Here is a 15,471-nt window from a genome sequence, read left to right as displayed (position 1 = left end):
CGGGGCCGGACGCGTCACGGTCGCGTCCCGGCCGACGGTGTGCGGAGGCAGGCTGCCTCCGCCGGGGGTCACTCCTGCGCGCCCGCGATGTAGCTGACCGCGTCGCCGACCGTGGTCAGGTTCTTGACCTCGTCGTCGGGGATGCGGACGGAGAACTTCTCCTCGGCGAGCGTGACGATCGTCATCATCGACAGGGAGTCGATGTCGAGGTCGTCGGTGAAGGACTTCTCGGACGTGACCGAGTCCGTCGGCAGACCGGTCTCCTCGCTGACGATCTCCGCCAGGCCCTCCAGGATCTCCTGCTCGCTGTACGCCATGTGTGTCTCCTCGTGGTGTCTCGGTCCTGCCCGGCGGGCAGCACCTGGGGTCGTGCGGTCGGCGCCCGCGGGCGCCGGGGTCCAAGGGTGGGCTCAGGGAAGGACGACGACCTGGGCCGCGTAGACGAGCCCCGCGCCGAAGCCGATCTGGAGCGCGAGGTCGCCCGAGGACGCCTGACCCTCGCGCTTCAGCCGCTCGATCGCCAGCGGGATCGAGGCGGCGGAGGTGTTGCCGGTGTCGGCGATGTCGCGCCCCACGACGACCTTCTCGGGCAGCTTCAGCTGCTTGATCATCTGGTCGATGATCCGCATGTTCGCCTGGTGGGGCACGAAGACGTCGATGTCGTCGACGGTGAGCCCCGCCGCGGCGACCGCCTTCTCCGCCACGGGCGCCATCTGCCAGGCCGCCCACTTGAAGACGGTCGGGCCCTCCTGGCGGAGCGTCGGCCACGGCTCGTCCTGCTCGAACGCGTCCTTCCACGACGCCGTCTGGCGGATGCTCTGGGCCATCGAGCCGTCCGAGCCCCAGACCGTCGGGCCGATGCCCGGCGTGTCCGAGGGGCCGATGACGACGGCGCCCGCGCCGTCGCCGAGCAGGAAGGAGATCGACCGGTCGGTCGGGTCGATGAAGTCGCTCATCTTCTCCGCGCCGATCACCAGCACGTTGCGCGCGTTGCCGGAACGGACGAGCGCGTCCGCCTGCCCGATGCCGTACGTGTAGCCGGCGCACGCCGCGGAGATGTCGTAGGCGGCGGCCGGGGTCGCGCCGAGCCGGTCCGCCAGCACGGCGGCACCGGCGGGCGTCTGGTGAAAGTACGTGACCGTGGAGAGGATCACCGCGTCGATGTCCGCGCCGGTCAGCCCGGCGTCCGCGATGGCGTCCCGGGCCGCGGCCTCGGCGAGGTCGAGGACGTCAGTGTCGGCACCGGAGCGTCGTCGCGTGACGATGCCCGTGCGCTGGCGGATCCACTCGTCGGAGGAGTCGATCGGGCCGGCGACGTCGTCGTTCGTCACGACGTGCTCGCCGCGGGCCGCGCCCAGCCCGAGGATGCGGGAGTGGGCCGGGCCGGTGGCCTGGGTCAGGACGGGGCGGGTCACGCGGGGGTCTCCTCGGCGGTCGGGGACGGGGTCGCGTCCGGTCCGGGCCGGGACGCGTCCCGGGCGGCACCGTGGCGGGCGACGAGGTCCAGGGCGGCGTCGACGTCGGCGGGCGACTTCACCGCCACCGTCTCCACGCCCGGCAGCGTACGCCGCGCCAGGCCCGTGAGCACCCCTGCCGGCGCCAGCTCCACGAGGCCCGTGACGCCCAGGGCGAGCATCGTCTCTTGGCACAGGTCCCAGCGGACCGGCGCGACGACCTGCGCCGCGAGGCGCGCCAGGACGTCCGCCGCGCGACCGAACGGCGCCTGTGGCGAGGCGGGGTAGGCGGCGCCGTCGGCGTCGGAGAGCAGCAGCAGCCGCGGGTCCGCGGCCGGCCAGCCGGTGGCGACCGCGGCGAAGCGCTCGTGCGCCGTCTGCATGTAGGGGGTGTGGAACGCCCCGGCGACCTGGAGGGGGATGACCCGTGCCTTGGCCGGGGGCGCGGCCGCCAGGGCCGCGAGGGCCTCGAGCGACCCGGCGGCCACGACCTGGCCGCCCCCGTTGACGTTCGCCGGGTGGAGCCCGGCGGCGGCGATCGCCTCGAGCACGCCCTGGGGGTCGCCGCCGACGACGGCGCTCATCCCGGTGGCCTCGGCCGCGGCTGCGTCCGCCATGGCCCGGGCGCGGTGCGCCACGAGCCCCACGGCGCCGTCGTCCGTCAGCACGCCGGCGACCGCCGCGGCGGCGAGCTCGCCGACGGAGTGGCCGGCCGTCACCCCGGCGACGTCCTCCGGGGAGCGCCCGTCCAGGAGGACCCGCAGCGCCACCAGCGACGCGGCCACGATGAGCGGCTGGGCCACGGCGGTGTCCCGGATCGTCTCCGCGTCCGACTCCGTGCCGTGGCGGACCAGGTCCACGCCGGCGGCGTCGGACAGGCCCTCGACCTGCTCCCGGACGCCGGGGAGGTCGAGCCAGGGGGAGAGGAAGCCGGGGGTCTGGGAGCCCTGACCCGGGCAGACGATCGCAAGCACCCGCTCACTGTGCCGGTCGGCCCCGGGGGGCCCGGGCTACGACGAGCACCAACCTCGCCGCGCGACCTTGTCGAGTTCCTACAACGCCTGCGCGGTCCCTGCGCGGTCCGCAGGCGCGTCCCTCACGTGCCGCCGTCGAGCCGTCCCAGCGCCAGTGCGGTCTGCAGCACGTACGCCTCGCGGGCGTCCAGCGGGTCCCAGCCCGTCACCTCGGCGACCTTGCGCAGCCGGTACCGCACGGTGTTCGGGTGCACGTAGAGCACGCGGGCGGCGGCCTCGAGGGACCGGCCGTGCTCCACGTGCGCCGCGAGGGTCTCCAGCAGCGAGCCGCCCGCCGCCAGGAGCGGCGCGTACGCCTGCTCGACCAGCGTCCGGCGGGCCACCGTGTCACCGACCAGCACCCGTTCGGGCAGCAGCTCGTCGGCGAGCACCGGACGCGGGGCCGTGGGCCACGCCCGGGCCGCCGCGAGCCCGGCGAGCGCCGCCGACGCGGAGCGGGCCGCCTCGGCGAGGCTCGGGACGGAGGGGCCGATGACCACCGGACCGGGCCCGAAGCGGGCGAGCAGCGAGGCCGCCGCCGCCCGGAGGTCCCCCTCGCCGCCGAGCACGACGACGAGCCGGTCGCCCTGGATGCCGACCAGGGCGTCGTCGGCGGCGCGGCGGGTCGCCCGCCGCAGCTCCGCCGCGCGCACGTCGTCGAGCGGGTGGGACGTCGTGCCGACCATGACGAGCGCCTTGCCGTGGCCGCTCCAGCCGAGCGCGGCCACCCGGGACCGCAGCGCGTCGTCGGCGTCCCCCCGGACCAGGGCGTCGACCACGAGTGCCTCGAGGCGCGCGTCCCATGCGCCGCGGACCTCCGCGGCCCGGGCGTAGACCTCCGCGGCGGAGAAGGCCACCTCGCGGGAGTAGCGGAGGACCGCTTCGCGGAGGTCACGCTCCCCGCCCGGGGCGGCGAGCCGCTCGCTGTGGTCCTCGACCACCTCGACGATGAGGCGGACGAGCTGGAGGGTGTGCTGCAGGGAGATGGAGCGCGTCAGCTCCGGCGGTGCCGCGGCGAAGATCTCCCCGGCGCCGTGCGGGGGCGTGGCGGGGTCGGAGAACCAGGTGATGAAGTTGCTGATGCCGGCCTGGACGACCAGACCGAGCCACGACCGGTCCTCCGCGGGCAGGGCGCGGTACCACGGGAGGTTCTCGTCGAGCTTGCGCAGGGCGGCGGCGGCGAGCAGGCCGCTGCCGTCGTGCAGACGGCGCAACGTGTGCGCCTGGTCGCGGATCGCCTGGCGGGCCATGGCCGCAGCATAGGGGTGGCGCGCCGTCGGGGTCGGGATCTGTTGTCGTCTGTCTACAACGTCGCACGGGTGCGGGCCGGGCCGGGCCGGACGTCGCCCGTCACGGTCGCCGCTGCGTCCGCGGCCTGGCGGGGTCCTGGCCGCGGCCTGAGCGCCCGGTCAGGCGCCGCCCGACTGCGGTCATGGTTCGGCAGGATGGCGAACCCATGATGCCGTTATGGTCGTCCTATGGTTTTGCTCCCACGGCTCCGTCGGCTCCTGCGCCGTCCGGTCTCGGCGTCGAAGGTCGGCGTGCGCCGCCCGACGTCCGCCCGTCGACGCGACACGATCCACGAGGACTCGGTCCGTGCCCTCCTGCACGAGGACCCCAACGACGTCCGCGCGTTCCAGGCGCTGGCGGAGATCGTCCGACGCCGCGCCGCGGAGATGGGCCCCGACGGCGACCCGCTGACGGCGCCGCAGGACGAGGTGGAGAAGCAGCGTGCGGCCGACCTCGCGGTCTGGGCGCTGGCGGAGGAGCTGGCCGGCCACCCGCGCGCCTGGTACCCGCTGGTGGAGCTCGCGCGGCTGTCCGTCCACGACGACCACGAGGGCATGCTGCGCCGCCTGCAGACGGCGGCCGAGCGTGACCCGTCGGGCCACGCGCTCGCCGAGGGCCTCGCGGTCCTGCGCGAGGCCGGCATGCCGGTCGAGGCCCTGGGCCTCGGCGTCGGGCACTGGCGTGCCAAGGAGCACACGCCCGAGGTGGGACGGCACCTCGTGCTGGCCGCCCTCGAGGCCGACCGTCCCCTCGAGGCCAAGCACCACCTCGCCGCGCTGGACCTGCACCCCGACACCCGGGCCGTCGCCGCGGTCAAGCCCGAGCTCGAGCGACGGGTGGCCGAGGCCGGCGAGCACATCCCGGGACCCTGACCCGACCGGGGGAGGGACCGGCGGGACGGCCGCCCCGTCCCGACGCCGGTCAGGTCGGTGCTCCCGGCACCGGGACGGCGGCCCGGAGGTCGGCGTCGCCCGCGCCGTGCCGGGCACGGCGCACGAGCGGCACCGCGACGAGCTGCACAGCGGCACCCAGTACGTAGGAGCCCCCGTACCCCCACACGTCGGCCGCCCGCCCCAGGAGGGGCTGGACCACCACGCCGCCCGTGCCGCCCACGAGCGAGTCCGCCGAGAGCAGCGTGGCGCGCTGCCCTGACGGGACGAGGTCGTTGAGCAGCGCCTGCCGGACCGGCGCGACGGCGGCCTGGGCGAGCCCCGAGACGACGAGGAGTGCCAGGGCGACCGGGAACGACGTCGTCACGCCCAGCACGGCGAGGACGACGGCGCTCACCAGGGTCCCGGCCATGATCGCCGTCGTGCGACGGCGGACGGCAGCGCGCAGCCGCGGGGCCAGGACGCCACCGACGATCTGGGACCCGGCGACGACGGCGGCTGCCAGGCCGGCGACCGCGTACGCGCCGCTCCGCCCGTACAGGTCGAGCAGGAACGGCTGCATCGCGTAGAAGGCGTAGAAGCCGACCCCCGTGGTGAAGGCCCCGGCAGCCATGAGGTTGCGGACCGGTGGGCGGCCTCCTGCGGCGCGGACCGACTCGCGGGCGATCTCGCGCACCACGACCGCGGTCGGCCGGGTCCGGTCCGGGACGAAGCCGATGTCGCGCATCAGGAGCGCTGCGACCACCGCCATCACGACGAGGGTGCCGACGCGCAGGAGGTACGGGACGCCGAGGGAGGTGGCCTGCGCGACCAGGCCGCCGACGACCGAGCCGGTCAGCATCGCGGCCCCCATGACGACCTGCGCGCGCCCGAACACGCCTTCGAGGTCACCGGCCCACCCCTCGTGACGCAGGGCGTCCACCACCCACGCCTCGAGCGCCCCGGAGAAGAAGGTGAAGCCGAGACCGAGGAGCACGGAGCTGACCGCCCACTGCCAGAAGGGCGCGCCCACCTGCCACAGCCCGAGGTACAGGAGCGTCGTCACGGCCAGGGTCACCGTGCCGAGCAGGTACGAGGTGCGTCGGCCCCAGGTGTCCGCCACGACGCCGGTGGGCACCTCGAACAGCACGACGCCCAGGGTGAAGAACGCGTTCGCGGCGAACGCCTCGAGGTTGGTCAGGCCCGCGTCCAGCAGGAAGAGCGTGTTGACGCCCCAGATGAACGAGGAGGCGAGCGTGTTCCCCAGCACGAGCAGGAGGTAGGTCCGCTCGACCCTCCGGGCCGCACCCGGTCGGTCGGCCTGGCGTGTCACCCGGCGGCGGGCGGGGTCCCGATGTTGAGGATGTTGCCGTCGGGGTCGGCGAACCACACCGAGCGCATGCCCTCCATCTCGGCGACGCCGTCGCGCCAGGTGAGCCCCTCCATCTCGAACTCCTGGAAGTCCACCCCGCGCTCGCGCAGCCGGGCGACCTCGTCGTCGAAGGCGTCCTCGGGGAGCTGGAAGCCCACAGCGGTGGCCTTGTTCGTACCCGCGTAGGCCGACGGGTAGACGAGGAGGTCCACCCCACCGGCACGGTAGACCACCCCGTCGGGCGCCTCACCGCCCGGGGAGAGACCGAGGGTGTCCTCGTAGAAGCGCCGTGCGCGGTCGAGGTCGGTGACGGCCAGCACGGGCATCGCGGGGAAGTCGGAGAGCATGACGCCTCCAGCGCGGACCAGGCGACCGTCGACTGGTCGGCGGTCCGAATCTACGACCGGTCCGCGGGGCGGTCAACGAGCGACGGCGACCGTGCGGTGGTGGCACGACCGAGGCCCCACCCGATGGGTGGGGCCTCGGTCGTGCCGCTCCGACGGGAGCGGCCTCAGTGCCCCGTGCTCACGCGTCGCCGCCGGCCGCGCCGGACGTGCCCGCGCGGACGTCGTGCAGCTGGTAGCGCTCGATCGCCTGGCCCGGGAGGCTCCGGTCGACCTCGCCACGGCGGGCGAGCTGCTGCAGCACCTTCACGACGACGGACGGGCCGTCGATCTTGAAGAAGCGGCGCGCGGCAGCGCGGGTGTCCGAGAAGCCGAAGCCGTCGGCACCGAGGGTGGCGAAGTCGCCGGGCACCCACGGACGGACCTGGTCCGGCACGAGGTGCGTGAAGTCGCTCGTGGCGACGAACGGACCCTGGGCGTCGCGGAGCTTCTGCGTGAGGTACGGCGTCCGCTCCTCGGCGTCGGGGTGCAGGAAGTTGTGCTCGTCGGCCGCCAGGCCGTCGCGCCGCAGCTCGTTCCAGCTGGTCACCGACCACACGTCCGCCCGCACGCCCCAGTCGTCGGCCAGGAGCTCCTGGGCCTCCAGGGCCCACGGCACCCCGACCCCCGAGGCGAGGATCTGGGCCCGGGGGCCCTCACCCTCGGCGACGGAGATCCGGTGGATGCCCCGCAGGATGCCCTCGACGTCGACGTCCTCCGGCTCGGCCGGCTGGAGCATCGGCTCGTTGTAGACCGTCAGGTAGTACATGACGTTGGGGTCCCGCCCGTCGTCGCCGTACATGCGCTGCAGGCCGTCGCGGACGATGTGCCGGATCTCGTACCCGTAGGCCGGGTCGTAGTGGACGACGGCCGGGTTGGTGCTCGCCAGGATCGGCGAGTGGCCGTCGGCGTGCTGCAGGCCCTCACCGGTCAGCGTGGTGCGCCCGGCGGTCGCGCCGATGATGAAGCCGCGGGTCATCTGGTCGCCGGCCGCCCAGAACTGGTCGCCGGTCCGCTGGAAGCCGAACATCGAGTAGAAGATGTAGACCGGCACCATGACCTCGCCCTGCGTGGCGTAGGAGGTGCCGACGGCCTGGAACGCCGCGGCCGAGCCGGCCTCGTTGATGCCGGTGTGCAGGATCTGACCCGACTCCGACTCCTTGTAGGACAGCATCAGCTCGCGGTCGACGGCGAGGTAGTTCTGGCCCTGGGTGTTGAAGATCTTCGCGCTGGGGAAGATCGAGTCCAGGCCGAACGTACGGGCCTCGTCGGGGATGATCGGCACGATCCGGTTGCCGAAGCCCTTGTCCTTGATGAGGTCCTTGAGCAGCCGGACGAACGCCATGGTCGTCGCGACCATCTGCTGGCCGGAGCCCTTGGCGAGGATCTCGTAGACCTTGGCCTCGGGCAGCGTGATCTCCGAGTGGCGCGTGCGGCGCTCCGGGACGAAGCCGCCGAGCGCTCGGCGCCGCTCCTGCATGTACTGGATCTCCGGCGCGTCCTGGCCGGGGTGGTAGTACGGCGCCGTGTACGGGTCCTCGAGCTGGTCGTCCTCGATCGGGATGCGCAGGGAGTCGCGCAGGGCCTTGAGGTCGTCCGACTTGAGCTTCTTCATCTGGTGCGTGGCCATGCGCCCGGCGAAGCTGGACCCCAGCCCGTAGCCCTTGATGGTGTGGGCGAGGATCACGGTCGGCTGCCCGGTGTGGGCCGTGGCGGCGGCATAGGCGGCGTAGATCTTGCGGTAGTCGTGACCGCCGCGCTTGAGCGCCCAGATCTCGTCGTCGGTCATCCGCTCCACGAGCGCCTTGGTGCGCGGGTCGCGCCCGAAGAAGTGCTCGCGGATGAAGGCGCCGTTCTCGGCGCGGTACGTCTGGAAGTCGCCGTCGGGCGTGGTGTTCATGAGGTTGACGAGCGCGCGGTCCTTGTCCGCGTTCAGCAGCGCGTCCCACTCCCGGCCCCAGACGACCTTGATGACGTTCCAGCCCGCGCCGCGGAAGAACGCCTCGAGCTCCTGGATGATCTTGCCGTTGCCGCGGACCGGGCCGTCGAGGCGCTGGAGGTTCGCGTTGACGACGAAGGTCAGGTTGTCCAGGCCCTGCTGCGCCGCGAGCTGGAGCATGCCGCGGCTCTCCGGCTCGTCCATCTCGCCGTCGCCGAGGAACGCCCACACGCGCTGCTCGGCCGTGTCCTTGATGCCGCGGTTGTGCATGTACCGGTTGACCCACGCCTGGTAGATCGCCGACGCGGGGCCCAGGCCCATCGAGACGGTGGGGAACTCCCAGAAGTCGGGCATGAGCCGCGGGTGCGGGTACGACGACAGGCCGCCGCCCGGGACGGAGACCTCCTGACGGAACGCGTCGAGCTGCTCGGGCGTGAGCCGCCCCTCGAGGAACGCGCGGGCGTAGATGCCGGGGGAGGCGTGACCCTGGAAGAGCACCTGGTCCCCGCCGCCGGGGTGGTCCTTGCCGCGGAAGAAGTGGTTGAAGCCGACCTCGTACAGGGTCGCGACGGACGCGAAGGACGAGATGTGCCCACCGACGCTCACCTCGGGCCGCTGCGCGCGGGTGACCATCACGGCGGCGTTCCAGCGCATCCAGCTGCGGAAGCGCCGCTCGACCGCCTCGTCACCGGGGAAGTAGGGCTCCTCGTGCACGCCGATCGTGTTGACGTAGGGCGTGTTCAGCGACGTCGGGACCGCGATGTTGCGCTCCCGGGCCCGCTTGAGGAGGTTCAGCAGGACGTACCGGGCGCGGGGGCCGCCGCGTTCGTCGACGAGCCCGTCGAAGGACTCGACCCACTCGCCGGTCTCCTCCGGGTCGATGTCGGGGACCGTGCTGAGGAGCCCGTTGATCAGCGGACCCGTCGTGTCGCGTGCAGCCACCAGCAACCTCACCTCTCGTCCGCACCACCGTGGTTGCGGCGGCGCTCGGGTCGACCCGCGGCTGCCGGTGCGCGGTCGGCGCAGCGGCGGGGTCGAGGTCGTCCGACCATTGTGTTCCCCACGACCGGGCAAAGTCACACCGAGAACCGGTCCGAGGGAGGCGGTGGGCGTCCGTTGTGGCGCTTGCCACACGTCAGGAGCATCCTGTGGGCTAGCGTGTGGCCCCTGCGGGGACACCGGCAGCGGGCCCGCGCAGCAGGGGACGTCGGACAGGACGAAGGGAACGACTCGAGGTGGGTACGACCGCACAGCCCTCGCTGGGCCACGGCGGCACCGGCGCCGCGAAGCTGGGCTTCACGGCCGGTCAGGTGGTCCAGGAGTGGGGCTACGGCGACGACGTCGACCAGGACCTCCGGGCCGCGATCGAGGAGACGGTCGGCGGCGAGCTCGTCGACGAGGACTACGACGACGTCACCGACGCCGTCATCCTCTGGTGGCGCGAGGAGGACGGTGACCTCACCGACCTCACCGACGCGATGGTGGACGTCCGCGCGGCCCTGGACGACGGCGGCCTCATCTGGCTCCTGACCCCCAAGGCCGGTCGCCCGGGTCACGTCCCCCACTCGGAGATCGAGGAGGCGGCCACGACGGCCGGCCTCCACGCCACGAGCACCCTGACGATCGCGCCCGTCTGGTCCGCGACCCGCCTCGGCACCCGCGGACGCGGCAAGTGACGTCCGGCTCGGCCGGGGTCGCCCAGGACGTCGCCGCGGGAGCGCCGGCGCCGGGTGACGCCGCGCCCGACGTGACGCTCCTGGACGCGCACGGCTCGCCGGTCACGCTCTCCGGACTGCGCGGCGGACCCGTGGCCCTGGTGTTCTACCCGTTCGCCTTCTCGCGCACGTGCACCACGGAGCTGTGCGAGCTGCGGGACAACATCGAGGACTTCGAGGCCGCGGGCGTCCGCCTGCTCGCCGTGTCCTGCGACCCCGTGCCCGCGCTGCGCGCGTGGTCGGAGCAGGAGGGCTTCGGCTACGACCTGCTCTCGGACTTCTGGCCGCACGGGGCGGCCGCCCGGGCGTTCGGGGTCTTCGACGACGCCTCGGGCATGGCGCTGCGGGGGAGCTTCCTCGTCGACGGGGACGGCATCGTCCGCTGGAGCCTGGTGAACCCGCGGGGCGTGGCGCGCGACCTGGGCGAGTACCGCGCGGCGCTCGCCGCGCTCTGACGCGGGGCCCGGCCACCGGCGCGGCGGTAGGCTGTGCCGCCGTCGGGCCTGTAGCTCAGTTGGTCAGAGCGCCGCGCTTACACCGCGGAGGTCGTCGGTTCGAGACCGGCCGGGCCCACCCGTCCCCGCTGGCGCGGCTCCCAGCGGTCCTGCTGCTCCCCGCACCCGCCCGGTGCGCCGCACACCCGCCTCCGCGTAGCGTTCCCGGCGTGACCACCGCGCCCGTACCGCTCCCGGCCCTCGACCTGGCAGCCGTCGTCGACCTGCTGGACCGCCGGTACCCGCCCTCCTCGGCGGAGTCGTGGGACGCCGTCGGCACGGTGTGCGGCGACCCGGACCAGCCCGTCCGCCGCGTCCTGCTGGCGGTCGACCCGACGCTGGACGTCGTCGAGGAGGCGATCGCCTGGGGCGCGGACCTGCTCGTGACCCACCACCCCCTGCTCCTGCGTCCGGTCCACTCGGTGGCGGCGACGGGCTTCAAGGGGGCGGTCGTCCACCGGCTGGTGCGCGCCGGGTGCGCCCTGCACGTCGCGCACACGAACGCGGACGCGGCCCGCGACGGGGTCGCGGACGCGCTGGCCGAGGCCGTGGGCCTGGTCGACCTGGAGCCGCTCACGCCGGTGCCCGCCGAGGACCTGGACAAGGTCGTGGTGTTCGTCCCCACGCCGGACGCCGAGCGGCTCGTCGACGCCCTCGCCGAGGCGGGCGCCGGGGCGCTGGGGGAGTACTCCCGCTGCGCGTGGACGACGACGGGCACCGGCACCTTCGTGCCGGGCGAGGCGGCCCAGCCGGCCGTCGGGCGGGCCGGGCAGGTCGAGCGGGTCGACGAGACGCGCGTCGAGATGGTCGCCCCGCGCCGGCTCCGGTCCCGGGTGCTCGCCGCACTGCGCTCCACGCACCCCTACGAGGAGCCGGCGTTCGACGTCCTCGAGCTCGCGGCGCTGCCGGGGAGCACCGGCATCGGGCGGGTCGGGACGCTGCCCGGTGACCTCACCCTGGCGGCGTTCGGGGAGCGGGTCGCGACGGCCCTTCCCGCCACGGAGCAGGGGGTGCGCCTGGCGGGCGACCTCGAGGCCGTCGTGCGCCGCGTCGCCGTCGTCGGCGGGTCCGGCGACTCGCTGTTCGACGCGGTCCGGGCCAGCGGGGCGGACGCGTACCTGACGGCGGACCTGCGCCACCACCCGGCGTCCGAGCTGCGGGAGCGCGCCGTGTTCGAGTCCCGCCGACGCGGCGCGGCGGGGCCGAGCCGGCCGTTCCTCGTCGACGTCGCCCACTTCGCCAGCGAGTGGCCCTGGCTGGCCCGTGCGGCAGCACTGCTCGAGGCCGACGCCGCCGCGGCGGGCACTACGGTGGAGACCCGGGTGAGCACCCTGCGGACCGACCCCTGGACCGCGCGCGTCGCGTCGCCCGACCACCGCTGAGCCGCCGAGGAGACACCCCTGTGACCACTGCCCCCGTCGCCGACCAGCACCGGCTGCTGGAGGTCCAGGCGCTCGACACGCGCCTGGCCCAGCTCGCCCACCAGCGGACGAACCACCCGCTGCGCGCGCAGGCCGCCGAGCTGCAGGCACGGCTCGACGACGTCGAGAACGCGCACGTCACCTCCCGCACGGCCCTCGGCGACCTCAAGCGCGAGCTCGCCAAGGCCGAGCAGGACGTCGAGCAGGTCCGCAGCAGGGCGGCCCGCGACCAGGCCCGGATGGACTCCGGCAGCGCGAGCGTCAAGGACGTGCAGGCGCTGAGCAGCGAGCTGGAGAACCTGGTGCGCCGCCAGGAGGCGCTGGAGGAGGTCGAGCTCGAGGTGATGGAGCGCGTCGAGGCGCACGAGACGGCGCTCGCCGAGCTGACCAGCGCGCGGGACGAGCTGCTCGCCCAGCGCGACCGCCTCGCGGCCGACCTCGAGCGGGAGCTCGCCGCCATCGACGAGCAGGCGCGGGCGGTTCAGACCGACCGCGCGCAGCGTGCCGAGGGCCTGGACGCGGCCCTGGTCACCCTCTACGACCGCCTGCGGGGCCAGCTCGGCGGGCTCGCCGTCGCGCTCCTGCGCGGGCGCACGTGCGAGGGCTGCCGGCTCGAGCTCAACCCCTCCGACGTCGCGCGCATGACCGCGGCGCCGCCGGAGCAGGTCGCGCGGTGCGAGGAGTGCGGCCGCATCCTCGTGCGCCAGGCGGACCCCGCCCGATGACGGCCCGTCGGCTCCTCGTCGAGGCCGACGGCGGGTCGCGCGGGAACCCCGGTCCCGCCGGGTACGGCGCGCTCGTCCGCGACGCCGGGACCGGGGTGGTCCTCGCCGAGCGGGCGGGGCACCTCGGGGTGACCACGAACAACGTCGCCGAGTACACGGCCCTCGTGGCCGGGCTCGAGGCCGCCCGCGAGATCGACCCGGCGGCGTCCGTGGAGGTGCGGATGGACTCGCGCCTGGTCGTGGAGCAGATGTCCGGCCGCTGGCAGATCAAGCACGCGGACATGCAGCGGCTCGCCGCCCAGGCCCGGGAGGTGCTGCCCGCGGAGCAGGTGACGTACACGTGGGTGCCGCGCGCCCGCAACGGTGCCGCCGACGCGCTGGCCAACGAGGCGATGGACCGGCGCGAGGAGGTGCGCCGGGACTTCCCCGACGCGGGCGGGACCGCCCCCGCTGCGGACGCAGCCGAGCGGACGGCCGACGACGACGCCCCGGCCTCCGGTCCCGCGCCGCGCCCCTCGGGGTCGGCGATGCGGTTCGACGACGTGGAGCCGCTCACCGTCCTGCTGGTCCGGCACGGGGAGACGGACCTCACGCTGACCCGGGCGCTGTCGGGGTCGTCCGTGCCCGGCCCGTCGCTCGCCCGGTCCGGACGGGTCCAGGCCGCCCGCGCCGCCGACCTGGTCCACCGCGTGGGCCGGGCGGTGTGGCCGGACCTGCGCTACCCGACGCACGTCGTCGCCTCGCCGATGGTCCGCACCCAGGAGACGGCCGCGGCCATCGGCCGGCGGATCGGTCAGCACGTGCACACCGACGCGGCGTTCGCGGAGGTCGACTTCGGCGACTGGGAGGGGCTCGGCGTCGACGAGGTCGACGAGCGGTGGCCCGGGCAGCTGCGTCGCTGGTACGAGGACCCGACGGTCGCGGCGCCGGGAGGGGAGTCGCTGGCCGCCGTCGGGGTGCGGGTGCAGGCCGGCCTGGAGGCCCTGCTGCAGGCCGGCACCGGCCGCACGGTCGTGGTCGTGAGCCACGCCATGGCGATCCGCGCCGCCGTCGGCGTGACGCTCGGGATGCCCGCGCACGCGTGGCCGTGGCTGCGGGTGCTGCCCGCGTCGGTCAGCGTGGTCCGGTGGTGGCCGGACGGGATGCGCGAGGCCGTCACCGTCGGCCTGCCGACCGACCTCTGACGGGACGGCCCCCGCGCCAGGCGTCGCAGAGCCCCGGTGTCAGGACGCCGTCAGGCCCGCGACGACGAGGGAGAGGACGTGCCGGCCCCTCGGGCCTGCCGTGAGCTCCACGTCGAGGACGTCGCGCCCGACCATCTCCCCGGCCGCGGCGAGGAGCTCGGCCGGGTCCGCGGGCTCGGCGCCCTCGCGCCGCACGAGGTGTCGGGTCAGCAGCCCGCGCGTGTGCTTGGCCCAGTGCGACACGACGGTGCGCCGGCCCTCGGCCTCGCGCAGGACGCGCACCTCCACGACACCGGGCCCGTCGGTCGGCGGCGTCCATGCCGCGGCGTAGGCGGCGGAGCGGCAGTCCACGACGAGCCGCTCGCGTGCCGCCGCGTCGAGGGCCCGGCCGAGGGGGCGGCGCCAGGCCGCGGCGAGCGGTCCGACGCCTGCCAGGTCCGTGCCCATGGACAGGCGGTAGGCCGGGATGCGGTCCTGCGGCGCGACCGCGCCCCACAGCGCGGAGACGGTCCGGACACAGCGCTGGGCGCGCTCCAGGGCGGCGTCGTCGAGGTCGTGGAGCCCCGCCGCGCCGTAGAGGACCCCCGTGTACACGGTCCTGGCGGGGGCGGCCGGCGCCTCGGGCAGGGCGACGTTGCGCGCCACCTCGTCGGCCAGCGACGCCCCGACGCCGAGCACCTCGAGCGCGTCCCGGCGCTTCGAGGCCCGGACCAGCGCCCGCAGCACGGCACGTCGGGTGGTCGTGAGCGCCGCCGCCCCGGTGAGGTCGGGGAGGTCGACCGGCGTCCCCTGCGCCGGCGCGGTCTTGCCCTCGGAGGGCGGGAGGAGCACGAGCACCCCGGAAGGGTAAGCCGCCGCGGCGCCGTCGTCGGACGCGGTCCGCGGGCGGTCGGCGTCGCGGCACCGCTCGACCGGGGAGAGCCCGTGGCGCCCAGCGCCATGGAGGTTCCCCGTTCGGCGCCGGTGCCCGGGGCGAGGCCGTCGCCGGGTTAGGCTGGGGGTGGATGAGTCGGCCGGGCGGTCGCGTCGAGGGAGACCTCGCCGAGGAACGTCCGGGCTCCGCAGAGCAAGGTGGTGGGTAACGCCCACCCGGGGTGACCCGCGGGACAGTGCCACAGAGAACAGACCGCCTCGACGTCCGGCCTCGGCCGGCGACGGGGTCAGGGTGAAACGGTGGTGTAAGAGACCACCAGCGTGCCGGGTGACCGGTGCGGCTCGGTAAACCCCACCTGGAGCAAGGTCAGACAGGGAGCGTTCGAGGGCTGCTCGCCCGAGCTCCCGGGTAGACCGCTGGAGGCGTGCGGCAACGTACGTCCTAGAGGGATGGCCGCCACCCGCGCGGGGGAGACCGCGCGCGGGGACAGAACCCGGCGTACAGGCCGACTCATCCACCCACCTCCGCGGTGGCGTCCGCCGGGCGCCCCCGGGGAGGTCGTGCTGCTCGACCTCCAGGGGTCGGACGGGCCCGTGGGCCGGGCGGCGGGTCGGGAGGAGGCGGCGATGGGTCGGTGGTCGTGGCGCGCCGCGCTCCGTCGCACGCCGGGTGCGTCCCGTCCGGACACCCGGACCGTCGAGCTCGGCGACGGGCTCGCCGTCGTCTACGAGCGGGACG

The 15,471-nt window shown here is 74.8% G+C and carries 14 protein-coding genes, 1 tRNA gene and 1 other RNA gene; 8 read left to right on the top strand and 8 right to left on the bottom strand.

Annotation, left to right across the window (positions count from 1 at the left end):
- Nucleotides 1-68: 68 nt before the first annotated feature.
- The 4 genes from N866_RS02270 to N866_RS02255 all read right to left on the bottom strand — a co-directional run bounded on the left by N866_RS02270 (nt 69) and on the right by N866_RS02255 (nt 3,717).
- On the bottom strand, nt 69-317 hold the full coding sequence (locus N866_RS02270) for an acyl carrier protein (protein WP_034222053.1): 249 nt from the start codon (nt 315-317) through the stop codon (nt 69-71).
- Between the two features lie 93 nt (nt 318-410).
- Nucleotides 411-1,415 (bottom strand): beta-ketoacyl-ACP synthase III, encoded by a 1,005-nt coding sequence (locus N866_RS02265; protein WP_034222051.1) that lies wholly within the window; start codon nt 1,413-1,415, stop codon nt 411-413.
- Nucleotides 1,412-2,428, bottom strand: coding sequence for an ACP S-malonyltransferase (locus N866_RS02260; protein ID WP_034222048.1), 1,017 nt, complete (start codon nt 2,426-2,428; stop codon nt 1,412-1,414). The genes N866_RS02265 and N866_RS02260 overlap by 4 nt, the downstream gene beginning before the upstream one ends.
- 122 nt (nt 2,429-2,550) lie before the next feature.
- Nucleotides 2,551-3,717 carry a PucR family transcriptional regulator gene (locus tag N866_RS02255; RefSeq protein WP_052022272.1) on the bottom strand — a complete coding sequence of 389 codons (1,167 nt, stop codon included), beginning with the start codon at nt 3,715-3,717 and terminating at the stop codon, nt 2,551-2,553.
- A 228-nt stretch (nt 3,718-3,945) separates the two neighbouring features.
- Between N866_RS02255 and N866_RS02250 the strand changes: the two genes are divergently transcribed.
- The gene (locus tag N866_RS02250) at nt 3,946-4,629 is read left to right on the top strand and encodes a hypothetical protein (protein WP_034222046.1); all 684 of its coding nucleotides are present in this window, start codon (nt 3,946-3,948) and stop codon (nt 4,627-4,629) included.
- Between the two features lie 49 nt (nt 4,630-4,678).
- Here the strand turns inward: N866_RS02250 and N866_RS02245 are convergent, their stop codons facing one another.
- From N866_RS02245 to aceE, 3 genes are all read right to left on the bottom strand, one after another.
- Nucleotides 4,679-5,959 (bottom strand): MFS transporter, encoded by a 1,281-nt coding sequence (locus N866_RS02245; RefSeq protein ID WP_034222044.1) that lies wholly within the window; start codon nt 5,957-5,959, stop codon nt 4,679-4,681.
- Nucleotides 5,956-6,345, bottom strand: a complete 390-nt coding sequence (locus N866_RS02240) for a VOC family protein (protein WP_034222042.1) — start codon at nt 6,343-6,345, stop codon at nt 5,956-5,958. Before N866_RS02240 ends, N866_RS02245 begins: the two co-directional genes overlap by 4 nt.
- A gap of 178 nt (nt 6,346-6,523) precedes the next feature.
- The gene (gene aceE / locus N866_RS02235) at nt 6,524-9,262 is read right to left on the bottom strand and encodes a pyruvate dehydrogenase (acetyl-transferring), homodimeric type (RefSeq protein ID WP_034222040.1); all 2,739 of its coding nucleotides are present in this window, start codon (nt 9,260-9,262) and stop codon (nt 6,524-6,526) included.
- A 293-nt stretch (nt 9,263-9,555) separates the two neighbouring features.
- Here aceE and N866_RS02230 point away from each other — a divergent pair, with 293 nt between their 5' ends.
- From N866_RS02230 to N866_RS02205, 6 genes are all read left to right on the top strand, one after another.
- A complete protein-coding gene (locus N866_RS02230) occupies nt 9,556-9,996 on the top strand; it encodes a DUF3052 domain-containing protein (protein ID WP_245612335.1) in 441 nt (146 codons plus the stop codon).
- Nucleotides 9,993-10,490 (top strand): peroxiredoxin, encoded by a 498-nt coding sequence (locus N866_RS02225; protein ID WP_034222038.1) that lies wholly within the window; start codon nt 9,993-9,995, stop codon nt 10,488-10,490. The genes N866_RS02230 and N866_RS02225 overlap by 4 nt, the downstream gene beginning before the upstream one ends.
- A gap of 44 nt (nt 10,491-10,534) precedes the next feature.
- Nucleotides 10,535-10,608: transfer RNA gene (locus tag N866_RS02220), tRNA-Val, on the top strand.
- 91 nt (nt 10,609-10,699) lie between these two features.
- A complete protein-coding gene (locus N866_RS02215) occupies nt 10,700-11,911 on the top strand; it encodes a Nif3-like dinuclear metal center hexameric protein (protein WP_052022271.1) in 1,212 nt (403 codons plus the stop codon).
- 20 nt (nt 11,912-11,931) lie between these two features.
- On the top strand, nt 11,932-12,675 hold the full coding sequence (locus N866_RS02210) for a zinc ribbon domain-containing protein (protein WP_034222035.1): 744 nt from the start codon (nt 11,932-11,934) through the stop codon (nt 12,673-12,675).
- Entirely contained in the window at nt 12,672-13,859 is a 1,188-nt protein-coding gene (locus tag N866_RS02205; protein WP_034222033.1) for a bifunctional RNase H/acid phosphatase, read from the top strand. Before N866_RS02210 ends, N866_RS02205 begins: the two co-directional genes overlap by 4 nt.
- A gap of 39 nt (nt 13,860-13,898) precedes the next feature.
- Here the strand turns inward: N866_RS02205 and N866_RS02200 are convergent, their stop codons facing one another.
- Nucleotides 13,899-14,696, bottom strand: a complete 798-nt coding sequence (locus tag N866_RS02200; RefSeq protein WP_034222029.1) for a YaaA family protein — start codon at nt 14,694-14,696, stop codon at nt 13,899-13,901.
- Nucleotides 14,697-14,864: 168 nt separating this feature from the next.
- Between N866_RS02200 and rnpB the strand changes: the two genes are divergently transcribed.
- Nucleotides 14,865-15,250: RNase P RNA component class A (rnpB, locus tag N866_RS19660), an RNA gene on the top strand.
- Nucleotides 15,251-15,471: the final 221 nt, after the last annotated feature.

This window comes from Actinotalea ferrariae CF5-4, assembly GCF_000603945.1.
Taxonomy (GTDB): Bacteria; Actinomycetota; Actinomycetes; order Actinomycetales; family Cellulomonadaceae; genus Actinotalea; species Actinotalea ferrariae.
The sequence above is the reverse complement of the archived record's forward strand: the minus strand, read 5'-3'. Positions and strand labels throughout refer to the sequence as shown.

Bases quoted from the DNA above. Each gene is read 5' to 3' on its own strand.
- N866_RS02270 (WP_034222053.1), bottom strand. From the start codon at position 317: ATGGCGTACAGCGAGCAGGAGATCCTGGAGGGCCTGGCGGAGATCGTC.
- N866_RS02255 (WP_052022272.1), bottom strand. From the start codon at position 3,717: ATGGCCCGCCAGGCGATCCGCGACCAGGCGCACACGTTGCGCCGTCTG.
- N866_RS02250 (WP_034222046.1), top strand. From the start codon at position 3,946: ATGGTTTTGCTCCCACGGCTCCGTCGGCTCCTGCGCCGTCCGGTCTCG.
- N866_RS02240 (WP_034222042.1), bottom strand. From the start codon at position 6,345: ATGCTCTCCGACTTCCCCGCGATGCCCGTGCTGGCCGTCACCGACCTC.
- N866_RS02205 (WP_034222033.1), top strand. From the start codon at position 12,672: ATGACGGCCCGTCGGCTCCTCGTCGAGGCCGACGGCGGGTCGCGCGGG.